Source organism: Stenotrophomonas sp. YJH_SMC_57, from assembly GCF_059369755.1.
The window spans coordinates 109,660-134,565 of record NZ_JCAFSZ010000005.1 but is presented as its reverse complement, the minus strand read 5'-3'; the positions used below and the strand labels follow the sequence as shown (position 1 = coordinate 134,565).

The 24,906-nt window shown below is 59.8% G+C and carries 23 protein-coding genes; 9 read left to right on the top strand and 14 right to left on the bottom strand.

Translation table 11 applies throughout. From position 1 onward, the window contains the following. Positions 1 to 32 precede the first annotated feature (32 nt). From AC5P7U_RS08055 to AC5P7U_RS08045, 3 genes are all read right to left on the bottom strand, one after another. Positions 33 to 401 (bottom strand): glycine zipper 2TM domain-containing protein, encoded by a 369-nt coding sequence (locus AC5P7U_RS08055; RefSeq protein ID WP_008268471.1) that lies wholly within the window; start codon positions 399 to 401, stop codon positions 33 to 35. Positions 402 to 567: 166 nt separating this feature from the next. After that, entirely contained in the window at positions 568 to 2,790 is a 2,223-nt protein-coding gene (locus AC5P7U_RS08050; protein WP_197563269.1) for a methyl-accepting chemotaxis protein, read from the bottom strand. A 165-nt stretch (positions 2,791 to 2,955) separates the two neighbouring features. After that, positions 2,956 to 3,450: a hypothetical protein gene (locus AC5P7U_RS08045; protein ID WP_006425600.1), complete on the bottom strand. Its 495-nt coding sequence runs from the start codon at positions 3,448 to 3,450 to the stop codon at positions 2,956 to 2,958. A 223-nt stretch (positions 3,451 to 3,673) separates the two neighbouring features. Here AC5P7U_RS08045 and AC5P7U_RS08040 point away from each other — a divergent pair, with 223 nt between their 5' ends. Both AC5P7U_RS08040 and AC5P7U_RS08035 read left to right on the top strand, forming a co-directional pair. Then, positions 3,674 to 5,074, top strand: a complete 1,401-nt coding sequence (locus AC5P7U_RS08040; protein ID WP_197563271.1) for a site-specific integrase — start codon at positions 3,674 to 3,676, stop codon at positions 5,072 to 5,074. Between the two features lie 122 nt (positions 5,075 to 5,196). Beyond that, complete coding sequence (locus AC5P7U_RS08035) at positions 5,197 to 5,565, top strand: H-NS histone family protein (RefSeq protein WP_197563273.1); 369 nt, start codon at positions 5,197 to 5,199, stop codon at positions 5,563 to 5,565. Between the two features lie 448 nt (positions 5,566 to 6,013). On the opposite strand, the gene AC5P7U_RS08030 is transcribed toward AC5P7U_RS08035, so the two are convergent. The 8 genes from AC5P7U_RS08030 to AC5P7U_RS07995 all read right to left on the bottom strand — a co-directional run bounded on the left by AC5P7U_RS08030 (position 6,014) and on the right by AC5P7U_RS07995 (position 15,386). After that, positions 6,014 to 6,259: a hypothetical protein gene (locus AC5P7U_RS08030; RefSeq protein WP_197563275.1), complete on the bottom strand. Its 246-nt coding sequence runs from the start codon at positions 6,257 to 6,259 to the stop codon at positions 6,014 to 6,016. A gap of 468 nt (positions 6,260 to 6,727) precedes the next feature. Further along, on the bottom strand, positions 6,728 to 8,881 hold the full coding sequence (locus AC5P7U_RS08025; protein ID WP_197563277.1) for a peptidase domain-containing ABC transporter: 2,154 nt from the start codon (positions 8,879 to 8,881) through the stop codon (positions 6,728 to 6,730). Continuing rightward, the gene (locus AC5P7U_RS08020) at positions 8,878 to 9,723 is read right to left on the bottom strand and encodes an HlyD family secretion protein (RefSeq protein ID WP_197563279.1); all 846 of its coding nucleotides are present in this window, start codon (positions 9,721 to 9,723) and stop codon (positions 8,878 to 8,880) included. Before AC5P7U_RS08020 ends, AC5P7U_RS08025 begins: the two co-directional genes overlap by 4 nt. After that, a complete protein-coding gene (locus AC5P7U_RS08015; protein WP_197563281.1) occupies positions 9,713 to 10,990 on the bottom strand; it encodes a hypothetical protein in 1,278 nt (425 codons plus the stop codon). The genes AC5P7U_RS08020 and AC5P7U_RS08015 overlap by 11 nt, the downstream gene beginning before the upstream one ends. Then, positions 10,978 to 11,460: a toxin-activating lysine-acyltransferase gene (locus tag AC5P7U_RS08010; protein WP_197563283.1), complete on the bottom strand. Its 483-nt coding sequence runs from the start codon at positions 11,458 to 11,460 to the stop codon at positions 10,978 to 10,980. The genes AC5P7U_RS08015 and AC5P7U_RS08010 overlap by 13 nt, the downstream gene beginning before the upstream one ends. Then, positions 11,435 to 13,843, bottom strand: coding sequence for a hypothetical protein (locus tag AC5P7U_RS08005; RefSeq protein WP_197563285.1), 2,409 nt, complete (start codon positions 13,841 to 13,843; stop codon positions 11,435 to 11,437). The genes AC5P7U_RS08010 and AC5P7U_RS08005 overlap by 26 nt, the downstream gene beginning before the upstream one ends. A gap of 50 nt (positions 13,844 to 13,893) precedes the next feature. Continuing rightward, on the bottom strand, positions 13,894 to 14,637 hold the full coding sequence (locus tag AC5P7U_RS08000) for a hypothetical protein (protein WP_006425594.1): 744 nt from the start codon (positions 14,635 to 14,637) through the stop codon (positions 13,894 to 13,896). A 47-nt stretch (positions 14,638 to 14,684) separates the two neighbouring features. Continuing rightward, a complete protein-coding gene (locus AC5P7U_RS07995; protein ID WP_197563287.1) occupies positions 14,685 to 15,386 on the bottom strand; it encodes a hypothetical protein in 702 nt (233 codons plus the stop codon). 695 nt (positions 15,387 to 16,081) lie between these two features. Here AC5P7U_RS07995 and AC5P7U_RS07990 point away from each other — a divergent pair. After that, on the top strand, positions 16,082 to 16,546 hold the full coding sequence (locus AC5P7U_RS07990) for a hypothetical protein (protein WP_006425593.1): 465 nt from the start codon (positions 16,082 to 16,084) through the stop codon (positions 16,544 to 16,546). A gap of 211 nt (positions 16,547 to 16,757) precedes the next feature. Here AC5P7U_RS07990 and AC5P7U_RS07985 read toward each other — a convergent pair whose 3' ends face one another. After that, a complete protein-coding gene (locus AC5P7U_RS07985) occupies positions 16,758 to 17,270 on the bottom strand; it encodes a hypothetical protein (RefSeq protein WP_006425592.1) in 513 nt (170 codons plus the stop codon). A gap of 523 nt (positions 17,271 to 17,793) precedes the next feature. Between AC5P7U_RS07985 and AC5P7U_RS07980 the strand changes: the two genes are divergently transcribed. Genes AC5P7U_RS07980 through hxsA form a run of 4 tightly spaced genes read left to right on the top strand, consistent with a single transcriptional unit; the run spans position 17,794 to position 21,412 of the window. Continuing rightward, on the top strand, positions 17,794 to 18,099 hold the full coding sequence (locus AC5P7U_RS07980) for a hypothetical protein (protein WP_197563289.1): 306 nt from the start codon (positions 17,794 to 17,796) through the stop codon (positions 18,097 to 18,099). After that, the gene (gene hxsB / locus AC5P7U_RS07975) at positions 18,086 to 19,582 is read left to right on the top strand and encodes a His-Xaa-Ser system radical SAM maturase HxsB (protein ID WP_495220984.1); all 1,497 of its coding nucleotides are present in this window, start codon (positions 18,086 to 18,088) and stop codon (positions 19,580 to 19,582) included. The genes AC5P7U_RS07980 and hxsB overlap by 14 nt, the downstream gene beginning before the upstream one ends. Further along, positions 19,569 to 20,738, top strand: a complete 1,170-nt coding sequence (hxsC, locus tag AC5P7U_RS07970; protein ID WP_197563293.1) for a His-Xaa-Ser system radical SAM maturase HxsC — start codon at positions 19,569 to 19,571, stop codon at positions 20,736 to 20,738. Before hxsB ends, hxsC begins: the two co-directional genes overlap by 14 nt. 2 nt (positions 20,739 to 20,740) lie before the next feature. After that, positions 20,741 to 21,412, top strand: coding sequence for a His-Xaa-Ser repeat protein HxsA (gene hxsA / locus AC5P7U_RS07965; RefSeq protein ID WP_197563295.1), 672 nt, complete (start codon positions 20,741 to 20,743; stop codon positions 21,410 to 21,412). Between the two features lie 47 nt (positions 21,413 to 21,459). On the opposite strand, the gene AC5P7U_RS07960 is transcribed toward hxsA, so the two are convergent. Together AC5P7U_RS07960 and AC5P7U_RS07955 are read right to left on the bottom strand one after the other, a co-directional pair. Next, positions 21,460 to 22,504 (bottom strand): IS3 family transposase gene (locus tag AC5P7U_RS07960; RefSeq protein ID WP_414554979.1). Its coding sequence is split into 2 segments (ribosomal slippage): positions 21,460 to 22,312 and positions 22,311 to 22,504, totalling 1,047 coding nucleotides; the frame shifts between segments, so codons are not numbered across the junction. A 148-nt stretch (positions 22,505 to 22,652) separates the two neighbouring features. Then, the gene (locus AC5P7U_RS07955; RefSeq protein WP_006425535.1) at positions 22,653 to 22,985 is read right to left on the bottom strand and encodes a GrlR family regulatory protein; all 333 of its coding nucleotides are present in this window, start codon (positions 22,983 to 22,985) and stop codon (positions 22,653 to 22,655) included. 167 nt (positions 22,986 to 23,152) lie between these two features. Between AC5P7U_RS07955 and AC5P7U_RS07950 the strand changes: the two genes are divergently transcribed. Together AC5P7U_RS07950 and AC5P7U_RS07945 are read left to right on the top strand one after the other, a co-directional pair. After that, positions 23,153 to 24,160: a toll/interleukin-1 receptor domain-containing protein gene (locus AC5P7U_RS07950; protein ID WP_006425533.1), complete on the top strand. Its 1,008-nt coding sequence runs from the start codon at positions 23,153 to 23,155 to the stop codon at positions 24,158 to 24,160. A gap of 1 nt (position 24,161) precedes the next feature. Then, positions 24,162 to 24,635 (top strand): hypothetical protein, encoded by a 474-nt coding sequence (locus AC5P7U_RS07945; protein WP_197563299.1) that lies wholly within the window; start codon positions 24,162 to 24,164, stop codon positions 24,633 to 24,635. Positions 24,636 to 24,906: the final 271 nt, after the last annotated feature.

Here is a 24,906-nt window from a genome sequence, read left to right as displayed (position 1 = left end):
AGTACAACGAGTGCGGAAGGGGACTACATCGATCAGCGGTAGACGCGCTCGCAGCGGCGCTCGACAACACGGTCGCCATTCTTCTGCTGCTGGTTGCCCTGGATCTGTCGGCCCGCGGCGCCACCGGCGACGGCACCGGCAACGGTGGCCAGCTTCTTGCCGTTGCCGCCACCCACCTGGTTGCCGAGCAGGCCACCAATCACCGCGCCGGTGGCCGTACCGGCAATACGGTTGGGGTCACGCGAATTGCGCTGCACTTCCACGTTCTTGCAGACCACGCGGCTGCCATCGTTGAACTTGCGCCCTTCATCACGCGGCCCGTAAGTCTGCGCGCCTGCAACCGAGCTGGCCGCCAGCAGCGTGCCCAGCACAAGCAGTCGAGTCGAGGTCTTCATGGCCATCTCCTGAGGTCCGGTATGGCACCAGTGTCCTCTCACGGTTGGCAACCCGAAGTGAAATGGGCGTATGCGCGATGACATCGGCCATTCTTCGTTCAGGAAGAAAATCCGCGCCCATCGCGACCAGCCATCGCGATGGGCGCCGTCTCCCTGCCGGCTTGCCACTTCTCTAGAACTCTTCCCAGCCACCCGCGTTCGCCGCCAGCGTCGGTTCGATACGGGGCGAAAGCACCGCCGGCCGACGCACCGGAGCCACCGTCGCAGCGACGGCCGCCAACGCGGGGCGTACCGCCGCCGCAGCGGTGGCGGCACCGGTGCGGAACACCGATACCGCCTCGGCCAACAGGTTGGCCTGCTCTTCCATCGAGCGTGCCGCTGCGCTGGCTTCTTCCACCAATGCCGCATTCTGCTGGGTGGTCTCGTCCATCTGCACCACGGCCTGGTTGACCTGCTCGATGCCCGAACTCTGCTCCTGCGAGGCGGCGGAGATATCGGCCATGATGTCGGTCACCCGCTGCACCGAAGCCACGATCTCGCCCATCGTGGTGCCCGCCTGGCGCACCAGTGCCGACCCATCGGCCACCTTGCCGACCGAGTCCTCGATCAGGCCCTTGATCTCCTTGGCGGCACCGGCCGAGCGCTGTGCCAGCGTGCGCACCTCGCTGGCCACCACCGCAAAGCCCCGGCCCTGCTCACCGGCACGCGCCGCTTCCACCGCAGCATTCAGTGCCAGGATGTTGGTCTGGAACGCGATGCCGTCGATCACCGAAATGATCTCGGCAATCTTCTTCGAGGAGGCTTCGATGGCGGACATCGTGGTCACCACCTGGCCGACCACCTCCCCGCCCTGCGAAGCGACACCATGCGCACCGATGGCAAGCTGGTTGGCCTGCCGTGCGTGTTCGGCATTCTGCTTCACGGTGGAGGTCAGTTCCTCCATCGACGCGGCCGTCTCTTCCAGGTTCGCCGCCTGCTGCTCGGTGCGCCGTGACAGGTCGGTGTTGCCCGAGGCAATCTCGCCCGCGGCCAGGTTGATGCTGGATGCGCTGGCCTGGATGCGGCCCACGATCTGCTTGAGCTGATCGACGGTGGCATTGCAGTCATCGCGCATGCGCGCGAACACCCCGTGGAAATCGCCGTGCATGCGCACGGTCAGGTCTCCGCGCGAGATGGCCTGCAGCAGGGTCGACACCTGCACCAGGTTCTCGTCGGTGGTCTGCATCAGGCGATTGAGCCCGGCCACCATGTCGCGGAAATCGTAGGCGAAGCGATCCTCATCGCCACGCAGGCTGAAGTCGCCCGCCGCAGCTGCGGTCGCCAGCCGGCGGATCTCGCTGTTGATCGCCGACAGGCTGCTCTTGGTTTCATCCATGGCCTGGGTGATCGCCGCCTTCTCGCCCGGCAACGGGTCCATGTCCACCGACAGGTCACCGCGGGCATAGTGCTTCATCACCTCGATCAACCGATTCTGCACCTGCACGTGCGAGCCAACCAGCGCATTGGTTTCGTGCACCATGCGACCGAAATCACCGGGGAACGCGCTCTCATCCATGCGATAGCTGAGGCTGCCGGCATCATGCTGGCGGGCCAGCTCGCCCTGCGCCGCCATCACCGCCTGTACCTGCATCTGCATGCGTTGCATCGACCGGAGCAGCTGGGTCACCTCATCGTTGCCTGACGCATCGATGACGTTGTCCAGGCGGCCACTGGCGATGCCGTCAGCCAGCTTCACCGCCCCCTCCAGCGGGCGCGTCAGGCTGCGGGTGATCGCCCACGCCGCCAGCGAACCCAGTGCCAGGCTCAGCACGCCGAACACGATCGACAACGTACCGGTCCAGGATTCGGTTGACCGGTATTCCTCGCGGCTGCGCGCGGTCAGCGTCTCCTGATGCCGCAGCAGGGCCGAGATGGATTCGTTCCAGGCCGTGGCCAGGCCGTGCTCGGCCAGCAGCTCTTTGGCAGCGCCGTCAAAATCCCCAGCCTTCATGCGCTCGTGCAGATGCTGGGTGGAGGCGTCGGTCGCCTTGCGTGCCGCGTCGATTTTCGCAACCAGGGCATCGCCGGTGGCGTCACGCGGAATCTTGATGTACTTGGCCCAGATGCCGTCGTAGGTCTGCGACAGTTCCTGCGCCTTCTGATAATCCTTGTCGAAATCCTCGCCGCGCTTGATCACCATCAGGCGCCGATGCATCAGCACGGCATTGTTGGTATCCAGCATGTCGTTCAGCAGCCGCATCTTCACCATGTTGACGTCCACCACTTTCTCGAACTGGGCGGACTTGAGCTGGTTTCCGTACAGCACCAGGCCAACGATGGCCACGATGAACAGCAGCAGCAAACCGAACCCGGCACCCAGCCGGGATCCCACTCGGAGGTTGCGTAAGGCGAGCATCTCAATTCCCTTGATCATGGCCGTACGATCGGTTGCGGCGCAGGCAAGGGAAACTTTATGGGCCAATACTATTATATCGATCCAAAAGATTGAAACTGTGCAGGCAGGCGTGAAATCGGGCCGAGCCGGTCAGCGCCATATCCAGGTGAAATACCCATATAACGCTCACTCACCCACAACCATCACGACTTTCGAAACGTCCCAGCCTTTCTGCTGAAGTCGCAGCTGAACGTCCTTCAATGTCGGGACAGCCTGCGCAAACTCCCTGCCTGCCAACCGGAAGCCATCCTTCCAGCAATACAACCTGTTGCCCTCTGCCAGGATCGACACCAGACGTTTGAACAACCCTTCGTCCAGTTCATTGCCACCGTCGTCCAACTCCAGAACAAGAATAATCTCCTGGGCGGCATCCACGGGTGGGCGATGTATGGTTTCGCCCAGGTATTCCGCGAGTGCGTGGGCTCGAAGAATCTCTATATTGATGAAGGGCTCGATCATTCCCGCCCACTCATCGCTTCCGATCTTCCACTTGTTGACCTTCAGGCCAAGAAAGCTGCTGTTGTTGAGATCCTCATCGCCCTGAAAGTAGGAGGCGGGAACCTCGCCCCATGCTGCACGGATCCACACGTCGCGCTGTGGCAATTCGACCGGGAAGTGCAAAGCGATCGCAATTGACTGCTATTGATTGCTTGAAAATCGCTCGAAACCCCTTGTTTTAAAGGACTTCACGGAGATAACTGATTTAGCGAGTTGGTGAGGGCACCCTCGCAGCCAGACCAACACCTAGGGGTGTTGAGTGGGGCGAAAATTTTTGTATCAACCCGGTTGACGAATTTCCGGCCTGTTTTATCCGTACTTCCATCCCCCAGATGGAAGTGAACCAATGACCGCTCTACCCTCCGCAGCCCTCACCGATTACATTGCCGCACCCTTTGGCACCCTTCATCTGGAGGGCATCCACATTGGTCGCTTCCGGATTGAACGAGCTACGGTTCAAGGTCGCGAAGCTGCAATCAATCTTCAGGAATGCATCCTGACAGCGCTGGACGAAATCGGCCGCAAGAGCGCGCTGAAGAACGGAACCCTCTATCCCCAGCAACTGCCCATGGGTACACCGGCTCGCCCCTTGGCCAAAGAGATCGATGATCACCTCGCGGACATGCGCCGCCGGCAGCTGGATCCCAAGACCGTCCTCGCCACCGAGCGCACCCTGAAGCTTCTCCTGCTGACCTGCGGCAACATTTCGGCCTGCCGCGTAGATGACAAACACATCCAAGCGTTGTGGCAGCTGCTGCGCTGGGCTCCGAAAAACCTGTTGTCGGATCCCTTGCTGAAACGCCTAAGCTTCGAAGACGCGATCATCTTGGGCAAAGAGCAAGACGTGCCGCCCTTGGCTCCGGCCACCGAAGAGCGCCATCGGCGCTTCTTGGTCGCCTTCTTCAACCACCTGGTCAACGGGCAAGCCATCGCGTCCTCGCCCATGAAGGCCTTCCGCAAACCAAAAGAAGATCACGCCATCGATCCCGACGAGGCCATCCGCCTGTTCGAGGACGGCGACCTGCAGGCCATCTTCGACCCGGCAGCCTTCATCCCTTGGGCGAGAGAGCCGCAGCACTGGTGGGCACCGATGATTGGCCTCTACACGGGCGCTCGCGTCAACGAAGTGTGCCAGCTGAAGCTGACCGACATCCTCCAGGAGCGCGGCATCTGGTGCATCGCCTTCCAAAAGACCATCGATGAAGACCTCGCCGCGGATCCGAAGCGCCAACGGCGTAGCCGGCAAAGCATGAAGGGATCCGGGTGCATGCGCATCGTTCCCATCGCCAAACCCCTATTGGACGCCGGTTTCCTCGAGTTCGTCGAAGACATGAAGGCCACTGGCCACCCGCGGCTGTTCCCCCTCCTCTCTGCCGGCGTGAACCGGAAGACCGGAGAGACCAACGCCCGCTACAGCCAGCAATTCGTGGTGGATTTCGGCCGCTACTTGAAGAGCCTTGGGTTCGCCAAAGGGATCGGCTTCCATGCCTTCCGCTACACCCTGGCGACCGAATTGGATGTCAACGACGTTCCAGAGAAGGAGATTGCACTGGTCACCGGCCACAGCACCGATCCACGGGATCGGGTCCAAGTGTTGCGCAAGTACTACCTCCACAAGAAACCGCAGGTGACCCGGAGCAAGCAGATCAGCGCCCTGGAGTTGTATCAGCCCAACGTGGAACCGCCGCGCTACGAGCGTGGGCAGTTTGCGGAACAGTTGCGGGATCCGAGCAAGTTCCATCCGTGATACCAGCACCTGTTGCCCAGGTCCAACCAACTCATGAAGAGGGGCTTGGGCTCGTCAGGGGAGCGTTCGCATCGAATTCCATTTGGAATTACGCTAAAGCCCTCGACGCTTGGACCACACAGATGACCATCGATGTCAGCGGCCTCTCGGCCAAAGAACTTAAAGCCCTGATCGCTCAGGCAGAGAAGCAGCAAACCAAGGTGCTGACCCGGCCCAAGGCTGCCGCCATGCGAGCCAAGATCAACCAATACGTCAAAGACCACGGTTACACGATTCAGGAGCTTTACGGAACGGTCTCAACGGCCTCTTCCGAGACCTCCAAGAAGCGCACCGGCCGCGGGCCCAGGAAGTCCGCCGGCAGCAAGGTCGCCCCTAAGTACCGCAATCTGGCCAACCTCAGCGAAACGTGGTCCGGACGTGGCCGCCAACCAAGGTGGCTTGCTGCGCTGGTCCAGAAGGGGAGAGAGCCCAGCGAGTTCTTGATCAAGTAGTCCAAAGTGCAGGTCGAAGATCGAAGGCGAATCAACGGCCAGGACCCTTGTCGGCACGCACGCGGGCGCATGGGAAGGGCTGAGGCCGGTTGCCATGGATGGCCAATGCGCTCTAGCTAAGGCAGTGATCGGTCCCACCTATCACCGTCAAGACAGGACACACCCCACTAGCAGGCGTGCTGAGAGCAGAGTTCCTCGACAGGGTGACTCAGCGGTGGGCCAACTCCCCGCTGCGGCAGCGCTTGGAGGTGCTTCAGACGCTGTCAGCGCTGTATGACCAGTTCCACCGAATGGGCTTGGCCCGACGTCGCCCGAGAATGTTGCCCACTTTTCCTACCGGCTGCAGCAGAGGTCGCCCGTGGCTGGCCCAGACCTCCTCGCAGTAACCGCCGCACCAACTCGATGACGTGCCGCCCCTTCCGCGTTGCCGTTTGTTCAAACCGGTCATTCAGCTCCCGTGGCACGCGAACGGCGATTTGCACGTAAGGTGGTCGGCTCCCGTGGACAGCCCCGCCAAGGTGAGCACCCAGGTCGATGCCAAACCGGCCAGGATTTGGGCCCGCCAACGGTAACGCTCACGAAGCTCCCCGCTGGCGTGCCGGGCGTTGACCCAGGAGATGCCAGCCAAGCCCAGGACAGCAGCCAAGACCGCTGCATCCAGCACGGCGGCCAACACCGCGCCCAGGGTGGTCATGCCAGCGCTCCAGCCCTGGTTGCCAGGGCGAACCAGGGCAACGATTGGGTCGTCGCCGACGAGAAATGCCTCCAAGCAGGTACGCGTAGCAGGCCAGCTCGGTGACCATAAGCTTGGCGTCGTCGATGGAGAGACCGAAGTGTATCTGAAGGGCAGCATTGAATCCCTTTGACCCCGAACTCTCGTCAAGATATGCCGCAAATCGCGGGTCTCTTACGCTTCCGCCTGTTGGCGCAGATCGCCTTCATTCCCAGATGCCCGGGCGCTCGCAAAGTAAAGTTGACGGTAGGGAAGTAAGCCTTGCCGGGCCCTAACGTCTGGCAGCATAGCATCCACGGTCGTGCGCATCGCCGAAGCTCATCCTGAAGCGCGGCGAAGGCGCATCTTAAGGAGGCAGTAGCAACTTTGGGCAGAAAGAGGGAGAGACACCTACCCGTCGCTCTCAATGTCTAACTCCGACTCGCTGCGCTAGCCCTCTATAGGCTCAGGCAAGGAGATCTCTTCATCAACTTTTACCGGAGCGCTGCGTCCCGTTAGCACGCCATCCTTCAGATAGAGGATGCGATCGGCGAAATTGATCGTTTCCAAGCGATGCGCGACAAGGATGATGGTCAGGCCAAGAGCGCGCAAGTTGGTAAGCAGTCGCGCCTCCGTTTGAATATCCAGATGGCTTGTCGACTCATCCAACACCAGCACCTTGGGCCTGCGGTAGAGCGCCCTTGCTATCATGATTCGCTGACGCTGCCCGCCGGAGATGGACACCCTGCCAGTTCCAAGCTGGGTCTGATACTGCATAGGCATCTTTATGATGTCTTCATGCACACATGCGATCTCGCAACAATCACGAACCAACTCTGTGTCCAGAGAGGGGTCAAAGAAGGATACATTCTCCTCAACACTGCCTTGCAGAAGCTCGTCATCCTGAACAACAAACGACACGATCTCCCGAACTCGGGCCTTTCCCAGTTGCTCGTACTTCAGCCCCCCTAATAGAAGGCTGCCCTGAGTCGGGCTCACCGTTCCAGCAAGCAATTTGACGACCGTACTCTTACCCGAACCCGACTGCCCGGTTAGGGCCACACAGTCACCAGGGCGCACTGCAAAATCCACGTACTTAAGTATGGGATCGTCGGTCGGACTGTAAGCGAATCCTACATGCTCCAAACAGATTGTCGTATCAGCAGGGACGGGAAGACGGGTGCGCAGAACGTTCGTCTCCTGCGGAGAGTCCACAATTTCCCTAACGCGATCAGCGTGAACCTTGAGAATTCGCCAGTTGACGGCGTAATCGATCAGCCGTGCAGATCGACCCGTAAACTGATCGCAGTAAGCGAGAAATGCGATCAGCATGCCTGCGGTGAGTCCTCCGTTCATGATGAGCTTGGCGCCGAGGAAGATCGTGGCTATCCGTATACCGGAGGTTGTAAGTGTGCTGGCCGATGAGAAGACGAGCTGCACCGAAGCCAATCTTAGAGCGCTGCGCTGATAGTTCGACACCCGATCCACAAACCGTGCGGCCTGCATGGACTGGCGGTTGTTCAGCCGCAGTGTTCCTTGGGCAGCGATGGACTCAATGAACATTGTCTCCTTTCGCGCCTCTTGAGTAATCGCATCCACGTTCGCGTCTGCTAACACCCTGAAAGACAGCAGCTTGATCCCGAGGTAGATAGCGCAACCGGCACACACCACCAGTGCCATCTGTTTGCTATAAATGAACAACACCAGGAGAGTAAATATTGCCAACGCGCCATCCAATGATGCAGCAATGGCCTCGGTGGACACAGCGGACTGAAGATAGCTCAAACCACCGAAGCGAGAACTGAGGTCACCCGTGCTGCGCCCCTCGAAGTAACGATCCGACTGTTTTATCAACCGACGGAAAGTGTTGGTGATCCAGCCAACGCTCAACGAAGAGCCAAGGACCGAGATCGCCCAGCTGCGAAACGCAGTTGAAACTGTCTGAAAAACAGAAAGGAACAGGTAGCATCCACATACGATCAGCAGAAGATTGACATCTTCACTAACCAAAACGGTGTCAACTACCATTTGCAAAAACAAAGGCCCGAACAGGGCGGTTATTTCCAGAACGGCCGAGAACGTCAAGACCGCGATGAAGCTTGTCTTGAACCCCTTGAGGCGCCCTAATCTCCGCACCAGCGCAAGCGTTCCCTCGTTAGCCCTTGCCTTCGGTACGACGCGGTCGGATGCAAGAATCTCGATGGCAATCCCAGTGAATCGCTCATCAATCTCCCGGCGTCCCACTCTTCGTTTCCCCCTGGCAGGGTCATGAATCACCCAGCCTGAACGCGATACGCGCTCCAGAACCACGAAGTGGTCAGCATCCAGATGAATGATAGCCGGCAGTCGAAGCGATTTTGCTTCATCGCATTCCATCCTGATCGCACGAGCTTGGAGTCCGAACTGATCAGCCGCTTCGAGCAGAGATTTCAGCGCTGTTCCGCGAGACGAACTACGCATTGTCTCGCGAAGCTCTCTCAAGCTCGTTGCATGTCCATAGAACTCCAGGAGCATCGCCAGGCAGGCCGGGCCGCATTCGGAAGCCTCTGCCTGGAGAACCGTTCTAATGCTCTTCGACCAACCAAAAACATACTTTTGACTCATGCCTTTTCGTCCTTGTAGCCAGTCAGCCATCGCAGCAAGGATTTTCGCTCGGCTGGCACTGTCATTCGGAAGCCGACTCCAGGCCGAATGAGCTTTCGCACGGGATGTTCAGACAGCACGCCCGAATCAAGGTCCACCAGAAACATGGGCTCTGGAGAGGTCGCCGCTCCAAAGGTTGCGGCAAGTTCGGCCGGGCCCAAGGGCGCTCTGGAAATGCTGCGCACACGTGTTTTGATCGCTTCCATGTCACTCGCTTGGACAGCATCGAACTTCAGATAGACTTCGCTGCCAACAGCCACTTCGGTGACGGAATGTGAGGGAACCAGGGCCTGAAGCCTTATTCCCTCTGAACTGCCCCTGATCACCGCGATCGGTTGCGCAAACGAGGCCACCGCGCCGGGCCGCACCTCCAGACGATCCACAGCACCACGAAGTGTGCTGGACAGGACAAAGGTCTCCCCCTGCTTGTCTGCGGGGTCTTGGAGCAGATAAACAAACGCATTGAACGACTCGGGCCGCTCACCAAGCGCCCTACCCGAACCAGAAAGAAGCGCAATCGGCTGCCCAGGCACGACCACGTCCCCCAAACTGACATAGACCTCGTCCACCCTCGCCCCCTGCGAAAAGGGGGACGACACCACGGCACGCTGAACGGATTCCGAAGCGTATCCGGTAAATCTGTCATATCGGGTGTACTTCACACTCGCGGCAGCGCAAACGGCTACGACAATCAGCGAGAGCATAACGAACGAGGCCAGCAACGCGGCTCGTTGTGGCTGCACGATAACGCTACCCAGACCGACCAGGCGTCGTGCAGCGAGAAAATTATCTCTAAACAGCATTGCCCCTCTCCCCATACCCTATCCAACCATCCACTTCCAGCTGTACAAGGGACGCATCCCCTTGTTGGCTGGACTGGTCTAGCATCTTGAAAAGCGCCTCTTGAACCAGCTCGCGACGATAGCGCGCATTGCCTAAACCCGACCGGCCCTGATTGAATCCGGCAGGGGTGACTACCCCGTGCATGCTCCTAAGGCGCTCAACCAAGCACCGCCACCTGTCCATGAAATCTTCCGAATGCGAACACTGGAAGGACCTGTAGAAGAACTCCACGGCAGAATGGGAGGCTTCGGATTCAACTGATCCGTCTGCCAGCGCCCGCTCCAGCTCACCTAGAGCCTGAGCCCTGTAGCTATGCATAAGCGCCTGAACCGACGCTTTCACCTCGACGTATCGGCCCGCGTAATGCCGAATGTGAGCACCAAGCGAACCGATGGTTGTTTGAGCGAAATCGAGTTCATCCCCAAAGCATGGCCCATAGGTTTCATAGGACCGGCGCTTCCAGTTGGAGAGCTTGCGGGATGACCCAAAGTCCACAAGGCGCCCATCCATACCCATCACCGATGAGTACCACCCACCATGAAACCACCGTGCAACGTGCGCATGCGCGATTTGCACACCCGCCTTCCTGGCGAAGGAGTCAACGCAATCCTGCGATCCGAATTCAAGTTCCTTCATCCAATCTAAGACGCGGCCAATGTCCCTTAGATGAGCCGTGCTCTGATAGCGCTGGCTGCCTTGCCGGAAGCCCAAAGCGCGCTCCAAGTGGCATGCCCGCGCGACAAAGGGCCGGACCAACAGTGCCCCCCTGTGACGTACACCGTGGCGGTCGACAATGCCATCGCCGGTTTCGATCACAGCGACGGTACGCACGGCCCCCAGCGGAAACTCACGATGAGCCAACTCAGAGAAGATGGCCTCCCGCAGCGCCTCTTCCAAGAACATCCCGCCATGGGAGTGATGCCAGTCAGCGCTTTCGGCGACAAGTTCGGTAGGACCGATGCCTTTTACTTGCATCCCGTTCACGACACCTGCTCTACCACTCCCCCCGAAACGTGTCGTCCCGGAACTGCCGTAGAGATCGACCAGAACCTCATCCTCGCCAGACGGACAAAGCCGCCGTGCAAAGCGACTCATAACGAACGAATCAACAGAAGAGTCTGATCGCATCGTCAGGCCGGCCTCCGCGAGTATCTCGGCCGCGTCTGGATTGATCCAAGCCAATGTTGCGCGATCATCCCGCGCCGCTTCTGCTCTCAAGAATCGCATGACTTTCCAAATTCCGTCGCTTTCGCGCTCAGATGGACAGTGCGGAACCGACGGATGCTGCCGTCAGAACGGCGGACCAAATAGTTTAGCGCTCCGACATTCGGAAGAACCAACTTCCGAATGTATCCGGCGATAGCGCGCAGACTACCGTCGACGGCAGCAAAATCCATGATCCAAAAGTGCTCTCCGCTGGACCAGTCATGCCGGTCAAACAAGCATTGCGGATCCGTCAACAGCCGTTCTCTTGCCTGATCGGATAGATAGGCCCAAGTAAAGTAGCCAACCGCGCGCCCGTGGCTATCGTAGAACACGCTGACTTGCGAGAGCTCTACTGCGGGATAAATCCATAGACGCAAAGAGAGAAGAGAGGCCCGCGCGTGCCAACGAGATCGGGAAGCCACATCGAATATCTCCCCAATTCGTTGCGAGTAGGAAAAGTAGTGGTCAGACGGAGCGTTTGTGAAAATCATCTTTCTTGATCAGCAGGAGACGTTCGGCTGGCAGCACCAGCCATCCACAAAGGACTACAAGAGCGACCCAGGTGAGCGACGAGGCTGGCAACAGAAACATGCTTGCAATGGAGACCGCGAAAGTAGCGACCTCGGCCCACGAAAAGCCGAGCTTACTTCCGTTGGAAACCTTGCTAGCTGGTGACCATAGAAGTCCCCCTCTATTTGTCACCCAAGCCATGATCGCGCGCCCCCAAGCTGCGCCGGTTACCAAGAATGTTCGCGGGGCTCTGCATACGCGGATTGCCGTTGCGAGTAACAGAAACATGCCACCCATTACCAACAACCGAAGCGTATGACTGATGCCGACATTGGGAGAGTTAGCCACCGCGCGCCAAACCAAGCGGACTGCGCCGGGAAAAAGAAGTATGGCGAGCAGACTCAGCTGACTTGTCGGGTCCGGTCGCCACAAGCTCACGAGTATCAGCGGGAACCCAAGAAAACCACCAAGCCAACCGAGCGTCTGCTGGCAGACCGTTATCGATGCAAGAAGCTTGCGATGCACCCGATCTGATTTTGCCAGGCGGGGAAAGCGCAGCAGATTGAGCATGTCGCCTCGGGCCCATCTTTCATCTCTGCGCGCCAAAGAAGCGGGCGACCGCGGGAATGACTCGAAAATTGCTGCATCGTCGACATAGGTCGGACGGAGCATAAAGGATTCAATCGTGTCGTGACTCAAAGCCTCACTGGCCACTTGCTCATCGCACAGCAGACGATAGGTGCGGGGATCGTAGAGCCCTTTTCCCGTGTAGAGGCACTGCCCGGTCGTATCGTTCTTGGGATCCCTCCAACGAGGCGCTGGCTTATGCGGATTGGCAGCATCCCCGACACAGACCTGAGGAAACCGCCACGGCGTCACGGATGCATCAGCTATATGACCAGAAGGCACCGCCATTCCGTGCGCCCCGCCTATTTCAGGCGTTTCCTGGGAAATTTCATTCCAAGGATGGGCGAGGACCCCCGCAAGCCTTTGAATGCAGTCCCGACCTATCTGCGTGTCTTCATCGCAAACAAAGAGATATCGGCAGCGAGTAACATCCTCATAGAAACTCTGAGAAGTAGAACTGAAAGGTTCTTCCCCATCGATGATCGCCCGATGCAGGAGGTGAATCTTGCCTAGCTTTCGCCCCTCCCCCATCCAGGCCCCCTCGCTCGAAACGAACATGCGGCGACGGTGGGCGAAGTAGACGGGGCGCCGGTACCGCGCTCCTGCAGCCTCGTTCACCCGCTCAACCATAGCGGCAATCCGCTCGACCGTTGCCGCGTCTTCCTCTCCAGACGGCTGCTCCAGCGAATCGGCCAAGTCAGTTAGCAAGACGAAGCGGACTCCGTCGTCATTTACACTTCTGACGTTCCACAACAGGGTTCGCTCAAGCTGGATCAACTGCTCCTCGCCATGCAGAAGCACCGGAACTGCAACCCACACGGGATCCTCCACACCGGAAAGTGAGTAGTCGTACCGGACAGCTGAGTAGGGCCCGATGCGCCAAGCCTGAAGTTGTTCAGCCAGCCAATAGCAAGTCTCCAGAATCAAAGGGAACGCAAGGATGACCCACAGCACCGAATCTTTCGCCACAGGGAGCGAAGCTGCAATGACAAGGACTGTCAGAAAGGAAAGCGCGAAGGCTCCGACACACACCCAACCTTCTCTGGCCTGTTGGTTTCGATCACCACAGGCTCGCCCACGTACAACCCCTGCCCTTACCAGCCCCTCAAGTTCCGAGCTGGAGCGGGGCCGCATTTCTTCATCGAAAACAATAGAAATGCGGCTAACCCTTGAGCGCTCGGCCACGGCATCGACAGCAGCGTGACAGCGCACCTTCGACTCCATATCTAGGCACTGGTAACGATCCCCCAAGCGCTCTCCGAGAGCCTGATCGACACAGTCGTGCTTCAGGAAGGCGTCCTGAGCTTCGACGCCAGACGCGTCGGCGATCACTCCTAGGATGTACAGTTGACTGGAGGGGTCCAGGTTCTGTCGGCCGCTTTGGTTGAGCCGCCAATAAAGTACTGCTGCCACGAAGATGAGCGGCGCTCTTCTTGCATCCGCGTGGCGCATACCTCTGCCCACGGCCGATCCACAGAAGGTCGACAGGAATCCATCGAACGATGCGCCCTGCGAGGCACATTGGATTGCGGCGCTCCAAATTTCATCGATCGAACGCGATCTGTTGCGCCAAGCGCTTATCCATGTGCAGGGGAACGCGCGCGCAATAAAGCCTGCTGCTGCGTGGACACTCTCGGCTCCGTCAAATCCTGGCGCCACGTCCATCGCCATGCCACAAGCTTGCTCAATGACACGCAAGGCGGCATAAGCACGCCTCGCGCCAGCCATTCCCTCCATTTCAAAATCCTTCCTTGGAGCTTGACCTTACCGCCTGACAGTCGGCTCACTTAGTCGCAGTTGCCCTTGGTACCCGATCGGTAGCGGTCAAGGGCTTTCAGCCCATAGGTCTCCGCATCGGCCTCCTTGTCAAGCCCGACAAACAACTGCGGATACCGCGCCTGGTAAGCGTGCTGATACTCATGAGCCGCGACGAAGATCGCATTCTCCTCCGCGGTCAATGCACCCAGCGGCCGTCCCTGTTCCTGAAGTTCACCTGCGTCGTTGTAGTACCGATGGGAACGCGTCCCATCGGGCGTCGCCTTGAATGCATCAACGAACAGCATTGCGTTGGCACGGGTGTATGAGCCGTCGGGCTGGTAGGAGTTAGGATCTACGTACAAGGCGCCTCTGATCCGCTGGTAGCCATCAGGAACCTCAGGGCTGTCGCTTCTGAACTCATAGGTCTCCTGTCCGATCTGCTTGTTTGCGTGCGCATTCACGATTACCACGCGAACGTTCGCTGTGTCTGCATGACCCGGCTCCGCCACTGCGGCCACCTTGCACTCCATCTTGTCTGCACGCGGAAGCGTCGAGGGGTCAACGGCATGGTGAACAACGCCATATCCAGAGCCTGATGATCCGCCTGATTGCCCACCGCTACTCTCAGAGTAGCCCGGGCCATAGCTGAAATAGCCGCCGACATTGAACGTGCTGAAGGTTGGACCATGCACGGTGACCCGATTCAGCGTCAGCCCCACACTTGAATCACCTCCGAACACCTCGTCCAACTCTTGATCAGTAAGAATTCTCATCGTACTCCTCCATGAATAACAGTTTTGAGCTCACTTCATCAATGTTGCTAGTCGCACAACTTGGTGAACGAGGTAGATTCCGAGTAAGTTCGGTGGAACTGGGACTGAAACTTGCGTCCGGCGTCCTCATCCAGCCGCTTCAGAATGGCTGGATCGGAGATTTGAGCGCCGTAGCGGGCAGCATCGTAGCCAAACGTTTGCGACATTGCTGCGTCTTCGCTCCCCAGCTGCATAAGCCTTGAGATTTCATAGGCTTTCTGCGCTCCCAGAGAGAGGCGCGAAGTCATGCCTGCCTCAGAGTTGAGCGCGGATGCGGCGGCGCGAACCATCGGCCAGCTCCCAAGCTCGATTCCGCTCTCCACGAGGGCGGGGGCGTTTGTAGAGTAGATCTCGGAAAGGCGCTGAAAGGCCGGCGAGCTTTCGTCCGGCACCGCCCAAGGGGCCACGACAAAGCAGGCGGCCGCCATTCTGTCTCCGGCCAGGGCATTTTCAAGCGCCGAGAGGTAGATCTGCTGCGAGGCCTGCTCCCGGGTAGCTTCCCGCTCCCAACCAGCACACTCCTCTCTGCGCTCCTCCAGCATGGCAACGCGCTCAAGGTACCTTGCTCGAACATCTGGATCGAGCTGCATCAGCTTTTCTGGCTTTGACCGAACGGAATTCGGATCAATCCTCTGGTTCTCAAAAAAATCTTCGAACTGCCGACGCGCTTCGCACCGCCGCACGTACCTGTAAGTGGCCTCGTAAGACACCAACGCGCTCTGAGGAAGACCGTTCCGAGGAAAACTGGAGTCCCCCGAAGGGCCAGACTTCCACCCCTTGCTGGAAGAAGCGGAGCGTAGACCCCCAACGTTCTCAGCACGCTCCCGAGGGGCTTCAACACTAGCGCTTCCGCCCTGTTCGGCGCTCGATACAGTCACCATCGTGATGCCGCCCAAGAGAACAACCGTGCCCAGCGCGGCAAACAGTGCAACTTTTTTTTGTCCCACCATACTCTCCCAACGATCCCTGTTCTTGATGGCGCTACTGATCAGCCATCATTCGCCGATCCTACATCAGTATTTTCATCTCGGTTGTTAATCATGCATTGCGATGCGCCGTGATGCGCCTGCGAAACAGCCAAACCTGCTTGGCGTTCCGCGCTGACAAATGCGAGCAAACACAGCCGCAGACACGACGTATCATGATGTGATTGGCTTGTCACATTACTGTTGGATGATCGCTGGGCATGGAGAGCACAAGGATTACAAGGGAATGGGCCGCGTCGTGGGTCGGCCGGCACGTAACGGGATCGTCGGACTGCCGCTTGCGCTTGGAGGGCCTGGAGCTCGCCCTGGCGCTGGACGGGCGCACCCACCGGGTCAACGTCCAAGACTAGGCCACTTACTGCATCAATGCCGGCACCTTCTGGACCGACATCACGTTCCATCCGGGGCGGCGCCGGGAAGTGAAGGCCGACGGGTTGCCCAACGCCCAGGGCGCCGCCTTGGTTCAAGCGCTGAACGTGATGTTGAGGGAGAAGCGCCTGCGGGAGGACGTGGCGTTCCTCCAAGGCGTGCAGCGCACGATAGACGCGTGGCTGGACCACAAGGCAGAACAAGAGCGGGCCTGCTCCGAGCAGCGCCGCTGGTTCACCCACGAGCAGCAGGAGGACTTTCTCGCTGCCCGCCCCACGGTTGATCCAGCCGCCCTCCGATCGCGCCTGAAGAAACCGGGCGTGGCGGTCCGGTTGGGACCAGCTGCCCAGGCGATCCAACGCTCGCTCCTGTATGGCCTCGCTGTAGCGGCAGTCTCTGGCGTCATCTTCACCTTCAAGCGCGATGCGCTGATCCGCAGTCGCAACGCCTCCAAGATCGGGTACCTGAAGGGCGGCCTCCCCGCCTCCCCGTCCCATTTTGTCTTCACTCGATGAGGTCGACGATACCGTTAAAGAGATCGACAACAGCTTCTTGCTGCAGGACGAGGATCCCAAGGAAACCATTTGTCGATCAACGGTGAGTCGCATGGCTACTGGGGCCGGACACGAAGCCCCCGCCTGTCAGGTCCCGCCGCGTCCTCCAGCGGCTTGGTCCGGCCGACCTACGAACCCTTGGCTTTTCCAGCCAAGAAACGATGATCCAGTTTTAAAGAGCGCCCAGGTCTTTGACCACCGCTTGGCCTTGCTGCAGGAATCCCAACAGCAACCGCCCCCCTGCCACCTTCCGCCCACTTCTCTCGTTGAGCCACTGCGCCTGACCCCGGCCGGCCTCAAACAGGGCCGGCGTTGCCATTGAGGGCGGCCAGCCCTGCAAGGGCTCACCAGGCGACGAGAGCTGCCCCGTGGTCGGCTGGACCACCGCGGGCACCGTCGCGTCGTGTTTGGCGTAGGCGGTAGCCATCATGCGTCCGTTCTTGGGAGACCATCCACCCAGCACCAGCTCCGTGGTGCAGTATTCTGCCGGCAATCCCGCTTCAGCCACGGCGTTGGCGTAGTTCGGCCAAAGCTGGTCAATGACTCGCCCCAAGCCCGCCGTCAGCTGTTCCAAGGTGAAGTCTGCTCGAAAACTAGCTTCCAACGAGAGTTGGTAGATTCGCAGAAAGAACTGCGCTGAACCCCGGGTTGCAAGCAAGATCTGGTGCTGAGGAATGAGCAGCACCTTCGCCCCTGCCGAAGCTTGGCCACTTACGGCGCGCCTTGAGGCATGCGAGGTCGACTTAGAAGCCCACCGCGGCTACATCAAGGCACTGGAATACGGGCTGCGGGCCGTCAACGCCAGCCATCCGCCCCCCCCAGGTGTTTCCACTGGCATGGGAAATGGCACTAGCCGGAGCGTCGGACACCCACGCAGGAGAAGACGGATATGTATTCACCAATGCCACGCAGCAGGCGCTCTGCGCCTTGACTGCTGAGGTGAGCGTGGATGTGGTCGCGCCGAGATAAGGATGGTCAGTGGAAAATCGTCGGCGTGGAACGACAGATACCAAAGTAGCCTCATGTTCGGCAAGGCGCTTCCCGACGGCATCTCAAACCGTGACTGGCAGCTGGCGCTCTTGCGTGCGGCGCGACCTCCGGGGCGCCATTCAAGGAAGGGATTGAATCGCAGGGAGAGCCTCGGCTTCTGATGGCTTGCAACTAAGCCTACTCAGGAGCACAGTTCACTCATCCTGGGGGGATGAGCAATGGAACGCTCGGAATTTGCTGTTGACCGTGAACTGTATTCGGACGATATGGCCGCTCGGGCCGCGCATCGCTATGGTGGCGAGCTTGGTGTCGAGGTGCGCAGCCAAGGCGCCAACCTTACTGTCATCTTTTGGACTTTGGATGGCTCCGAGTTGCCAGAGAATCTCTGGGCACGGTTTTCCCGAGACTTGCTAGATGAACGCCTGCGGGCGGCCGTCCGAGCGGAAACGAGCGGGCTGCAGCAGGAGCTGCTTCGCGCAGCGCTGAACCAAGCAGAGCCGGTGGTTTCCCGTGTCGAGGTTTAGGTCCGCTGAGGCTTTCGCCGCCCCATCGGACTACCAACTGTTGCCTCTTCGGTTCCGGCGACTTCCGTGGGATCACGATCGGGCTTTCGTCTCGTCGATGGCTGGCGACTGGCTCTTGATGAAGATGGAGGACGTCGAGCGCCTGGTGAACCACCAGCTTCCGACCGAGTCCGCCCTATTTGGGGACTTGGAAGCCCGGCACCTTGTCGTTGCGGGGGCCGACCGAAGCAGCCTGGCGCCCCTGCTTAGTCAAATCCGCAGCCGAAAGTCCTACCTGATGGGTGGACCCGCTCTCCACATCTTCGTGGTGTCGCTGCGCTGCCCCCACACCTGCAACTACTGCCAGGTGTCGCGACAGGAGACGAGCGCCACTGCGTTCGACATGGAAAGTGCGCACGCCGAACAGGCGGTGGAACGGTTGTTCGAATGGCCGAGCCAAGAACTGACGATCGAATTCCAAGGGGGTGAACCCCTGCTCAATTTTGAGCAAGTGAAAGCCATCACCCGGCGGATCGTCGAGCATAATCGGAGGGCCCGACGCACCCTGCGATTCGTGCTGGCATCTACCCTGCATGACCTCACCAACGACCAGCTGGCGTTTCTGGCCGAGCACCGCTTCAAGCTCTCCACCTCGCTGGACGGTCCCGAATGGCTTCACAACGCCAATCGCCCCCGACCCGGTCGCGACAGCTACCGGCGGACTGTAGAGGGAATTGAACGCGGACGCCGTTGGCTGGGAGACGATGGCGTCTCGGCGCTGACGACCCTGACCCGCCAGAGCCTCGAGGTCCCTGAGGCCATCATCGACGAGTACCGGATGCTGGGTTTCCACAGCATCTCCTTGCGTCCATTAAGCCCCTACGGGTTCGCCACCAAGACGGCGCGCCGCACCGGCTACCCCACGGAAGACTTCCTCGCCTTCTACCGGCGCGCCTTCGATCACTTGCTGTCGGTGAACCTGGCCGGCTACGCCATGGAAGAGTCCTACGCGTCTCTTCTTCTCTCCCAGCTCTTCACGTCCTTCGGGCACGGCTACGTCGATCTCCGATCGCCCACCGGAGCCGGATTGGGCGCCGTCATCTACGACCACGACGGGCGGGTCTATCCGTCGGATGAGGCACGCATGCTGGCCGCCATGGGGGACGATGCCTTTGCCTTGGGCCACGTCAGCCAACCGGTCAGCCAATGGCTGTCCTCGCCCGACATGGGCCGCTTGCTGGACGCCGGAGTCGCCGAGGCCCTACCCACGTGCTCCGACTGCGCGTTTGTGCCGATGTGCGGCGCCGATCCGATCGAGCACTACGCCCGCCAAGGGGATCCCATCGGCCATCGGCCCAGCAGCGACTTCTGCCGGCGGAACATGGGGCTCTTTGATTTGCTGCTGGAGCGCTACGAGAAGGTTGATCGGAACATCCAAGGGTTGATGCGCTCCTGGGCCAATCCGAAGCCATCGGTGGAGGACGCCGTCCATGCTGCCGCTTGAAACCAGAGCCGAGCTGGCGCCGTCGGCGAAGGCCAGTCTGCTGAAGGTTGTGTCTCTGGCAGATTTTGCCCGATCAGCGCTTCCCTTGGAGCGCCTGGCGCTGGATCTGAGGGACGTCCCAACGGACAACTTCAGCAGTGACCTGCTAAACCTGCCTTGGGGTGCAGTCTTGCCTTCAGGCGGGTTGCGCTCTGCCGGTGAGGCTCCTCTCGTTCGCCTGGAAGGTCCGCCGGGTGTTTGCAAGCCTGGGGATGTGGTGGAGCTCAATCCCCTGCAGAAGAAGGTGGCGATCCGCTATCGACGCGGAGACACCGGCAATGTCTTGTTCGCCACCGAGCGCTGCAACAGCTACTGCCTGATGTGCTCTCAGCCGCCCCGAGACGTTCAAGACGACTGGCGGGTGAGGCACCTCTTGGATCTGATTGACCTCATTGATCCGGAGGAACCTTCGCTGGCGATCAGCGGTGGGGAACCAACCCTGCTGGGCGACGGGTTGGTCGACGTGGTGGCCAAATGCGCGCACGTGCTGCCCAACACCCACCTGCACATCCTGTCCAACGGCCGACTGCGTGAGCCCGGCCTGCACGCGAGATTTGCGGGCCTCCATCCCAACTTGAGCTGGGGCATCCCGCTCTACGGAGACCGCTATGCCTTGCACGACTACGTCGTGCAAAGCGAGGGCGCGTTCGCTCAGACCCTTCGCGGGCTTTACGCATTGGAAGCCGCTCAGCAGCGGGTGGAGATCCGAGTCGTGTTGGTTAAGCCCACGGTCGAGCGGCTGGCACAGCTGGCCCGCTACATCTGGCGAAACCTGCCCTTCGTCGAACACGTTGCCCTGATGGGCATCGAGCCCATCGGATTTGCCAAAGCGCATCAGCGTGAGCTTTGGGCCGATCCGGCGGACTACGGTGACATCCTGTCCGAAGCGGTGGGGCTGCTGGCCGAGGGCGGAATCCCGGTCTCGCTCTACAACCTGCCCTTGTGCGCCTTGGACCGATCGCTTTGGCCCTACGCCGTGCAGAGCATTTCGCCTTGGAAGAACGACTACCTGCCCGCCTGTGACGGCTGCTCGGTTCGGCAGCGGTGCGGCGGCTTTTTCTCGTGGGTCACACCGGCTTGGACCAGCCGGTCCATCTCTCCCGTCCTGGAAACCTGATCATGTCCAACGCACTGATGATCGTCGGCGCCGCCACCTTGGGAACCTTGGGCACGGAGCCGCCAAAGGGCCAGTCCGACCTTTCCAGGCTCTCCGAGATGGACGGGAAATACGCGACCGTCCTGAGCACCTCGTTGAATGCAGGCCGGCACAACCTGTATGCGGGGCACCGCAGCCACAGCTCCCATCGATCACACAGTTCCCATCGCTCCCATTCGTCCGGATCGGGAAGCTCGTATCGCTCCTATACCCCGCCACCGGCGACCTATACGCCACCGCCCACCCGTTACACCACGCCAGCGACACCGGCGGCGCCCGCAGCTCCACGGCCCACTGGCACGGGCAGCAGTGGCAGCAGCCATTTGAATAGCTACCCGACCCAGAATTTGGAGCCGGCCACCCGAGCAAACTCCCGATCTGCGAACAACCTGACCTTGGAGCCCGGCACCTACGACAAGCCGGTGACGGAGGGACGGGACGCCGATGCACTGAAGCTACTCATCATGCGCGTCCAGGCAGCGCTCTACTCCAAGGGCTACGATCCGGGCGCCATCGACGGGGTCCTCACTCCTGAGACCCAATCGGCTCTGCGGATGTTCCAATTGGCCCACGGCATCCGGGCCACCGGAACGATGACGACTCCCACCCTGGACGCGCTTGGGGTACGACTCTAGCCAGCACGCAGCCACCGACGTCCCCCCGGCCTGAGTAGAGTTGAGGTTTAGAGTCCGGTGCTGATGTTATCTCTCGTGCCGGCCAACTGCGCGGCGTACTGGGCGGGCGTCAGCCCGCCAAGTGCTCGTTTAGGCCTTTCTTCGTTGTAGTCACGTCGCCAGCTTTCGATGCTGGTCCGGGCATGGAGCAACGTCGGGAACCAATGCTCGTTCAGACATTCATCGCGTAGCCGCCCGTTGAAGGACTCAACGTAAGCGTTCTGGTTCGGCTTGCCCGGCTCAATCAGGCGCAGGGCAATTCCCTTCTCGTGAGCCCACGCCATCATCGCTTTGCCACAAAATTCCTTGCCATTGTCTGTCCTGATCACGTGCGGCAAACCGCGCTGAACGGCCAATCTGTCCAGCACCCTGGCAACGCCTTGCCCTGAAATGGCCCGTTCCACCTCGATGGCCACGGCCTCGTGGGTGGCGTCGTCAACGATGGTCAGGCACTTGATTACTCGGCCTTCCGCGGTGCGGTCGAACACGAAATCCATCGACCACACCTGATTGGCGGCGGACGGGCGCAGCAAGGGGTGCCGCTCACCGACAGGCACCTTCTTGCGCTTCCTGCGACGCACCTGCAGGCCCGCTTGCTGGTACAGCCGCTCCACGCGCTTGTAGTTCACGACAAGCCCCTTCTGTCGCAACTTCAGGTGGATCATGCCCACGCCGTAACGTCGATGCCGGTGTGCCAGTGCAGCGATCTGCTCGCGCAGCTCAACGTTGTGGTCCGGCCTAGGCTCGTAGCGCAGCGCGCTGGCGCTCATGCGTGCAATCACCAACGCACGCCGCTCGCTCAGCCCTTTCTCGATCATACTCCGCACCAGCAACCTGCGCGCCGGTGCGGTCACCACTTTTTCGCAGCGCATCCTTGATGACGTCGTTCTCGAACACCTGCTCGGCCAGCAACTTCTTAAGGCGTGTGTTCTCGGCTTCCAGGTCCTTGAGCCGCTTGGCGTCGGGAACGCTCATGCCGCCGAACTTGCTACGCCACAGGTAATACGAAGCCTCACTGAAGCCATGCCGGCGGCACAACTCTTTGATCGGCATGCCCGACTGGGCCTCGCGCAGGAAGCCGATGATCTGCTCTTCGGAAAAACGCTTCTTAACGTCCAATCTCCTTGTCGTTGAGGATTGGACTCCAAACCGTCACGCTACTCAATCTCAGGGGGACGTCGGGCCTTCGAATTGGTGCGGCTCAGGCCGCCGGGGTCAGGTAGCGCCCGTCCACGGCCAGGGTGGCTTCGGGGTGACCGACAATGCTTCCCTTGGCGCTAAAGCCAAACGTTGTATCACTGCCCCGAAACTCCAGCTCGAACTGGTCAAGGCCACCAAAAATGGATTCAGAGCTGGGGTCCCATCGCTTGATGGTCAACCTCGCACTGAACCCTCCATCAGCGGTCGCCAACGTTCCTGAATACGTGTACCCGGAATCGCCACCATTGACCGCTCCCGCCTTGAACACTGCTATCCCCTCGCCCACTCCCTGCATGTTCGACGAGAAACGAACATGGTAAATGCCGTCCTTCATTGCCGCACCTCCACTGGGTTGGAGTAACCATTGGATCACCCTTGAGTCTCACCAGCCGAGACAGCAATAAGTCAGAGTTCGGATTGTGAAGGGATTGAACGCCCCCACGTGCTTTTAGATAGACTCCATCCCACGGATGTTTGACCAGCGCCTTGAGGAGTTTGACCTTGCCCAGCGTTTTCTTTTCCTACTGCCATGCAGACGAGGAGCTCCGCGACCAGCTCGAGAAGCAGCTCGCCATGCTCAAGCGCCAAGGCATCATTGAAACCTGGCACGACCGGCGCATCATTGCGGGTCAGGAGATAGATAAGACGATCAACGGGCACGTTAACAACGATGACATCATTCTCCTGCTTGTAAGTCCTGACTTCATTGCGTCGGACTATTGCTACGAAAGGGAGATGATGCGAGCACTGGAGCGGCATGAGTCCGGGGAAGCCACTGTCATCCCTGTCATTCTACGAGCGTGCGACTGGCACCACGCTCCCTTCGGAAAGCTGATGGCCACCCCCAAGGATGGCAAACCGGTGAAGAAGTGGGCCGATGCTGACGAAGCGTTCTTAGAAGTGGCCCAAGCCGTGCGCGCTGCAGCCCAACATCACGGTGCCAAGCAAACCGTACCAGGCCCCTCTAGTAGAACCTCCTCCGAGGAATTTCCTGCAACGCCCCGTCCGACGGGCTCGGACAGCAGCACCCGCCCCGTACCGGGCCGGAGGTCTAGCAATTTGCGTCTCGCCAAGGCCTTCACTCAGCGGGACAAAGATCAGTTCAAGGCTGACACTTTCGATTACATCGCGAAGCACTTCGAGAACTCGCTCAACGAGCTTGGAGCACGTAACCCCGGCTACGAAGGATCGTTTCGAAGAGTCGACGCAAACCGCTTCTTCTGCACGATCTATCACGATGGGAACGACGTCGCTCGTGCAACGGTCTACCTAGGCGGAATGCTCAAGGGCATCAATTACAGCCAAGGGGAGACGTTGGATAGCAACTCCTACAACGAGTCCCTATCGGTTGACTGCGATGATCAAGCCCTGTTCCTCACCAGCATGGGCATGTCCGCGTATGGTTCAAACCGAGGACGAAAGCTAACGCCAGAAGGAGCTGCGGAGTTGCTCTGGGAACAGCTCATTGGTCCCCTTCAAAGTCGCAGCAACCATCCAAGCAGGCGCTGACATGATTTCGACCAACGATTTTTCCGTAGGGAGTGCGAGTTCATGCACTCATCTTTCGCTCATCCTACCGAGACATGATTCAGAGACAGCCATGCTCATCGGCACGTCGCCAGCAGGCAAGATTGCAGCCTTCATCCTGACGGGCAGCCACCAGTTTGCGTGGTTCGAGGCCGAAGGGGCGAACCGCTGGACTGGGCTTGTGTTTGCTGGCGTTCGCATCGAAGTCGACGAGACGAGCGTGTTCAGCGCAGAGTATTCACGCGCTGTTCCTGGCAACCTCGTCAGAGAGGGAACAACACTGGCAGTGAGGGCTAAGGCCCAATCGTTCGGCGGTTCTGATTCGGTTGTGCTGGAAAGCAATCTGCCATCGACGGGAGATCTTTCCACCGGTTTCTCGAAGTGGCAGATCGTTCTGGGGAGTGGGAGCGAAAAGCGGGTGCTCTATCGGGCTGGTTTAGCAGCTGAAACTGTTTGAACTCTGGTTCGGGGGCAACGGGGCTGTGCCCGAAAACAGCCCCAAGCAGAAGCAGCTTGAGCACGACGCACCTTACCGGTGTCAGCATGACCGGCCTGCCCTAGCAGGGCACCTCTGCGCTTTGCCGTGCTGCGGCTTTCAAAGCCGCTGCCAGCCCGTCGGACAGGGACTGAATCGCAAGATTGTGGAAGAGCTCCCGCTCTCGCGAGCTCTTCCAGGGCCGACCCAGCGCTTCGCTGATACATAGAGGTGTGGCAGGAAGCTGGGAGTG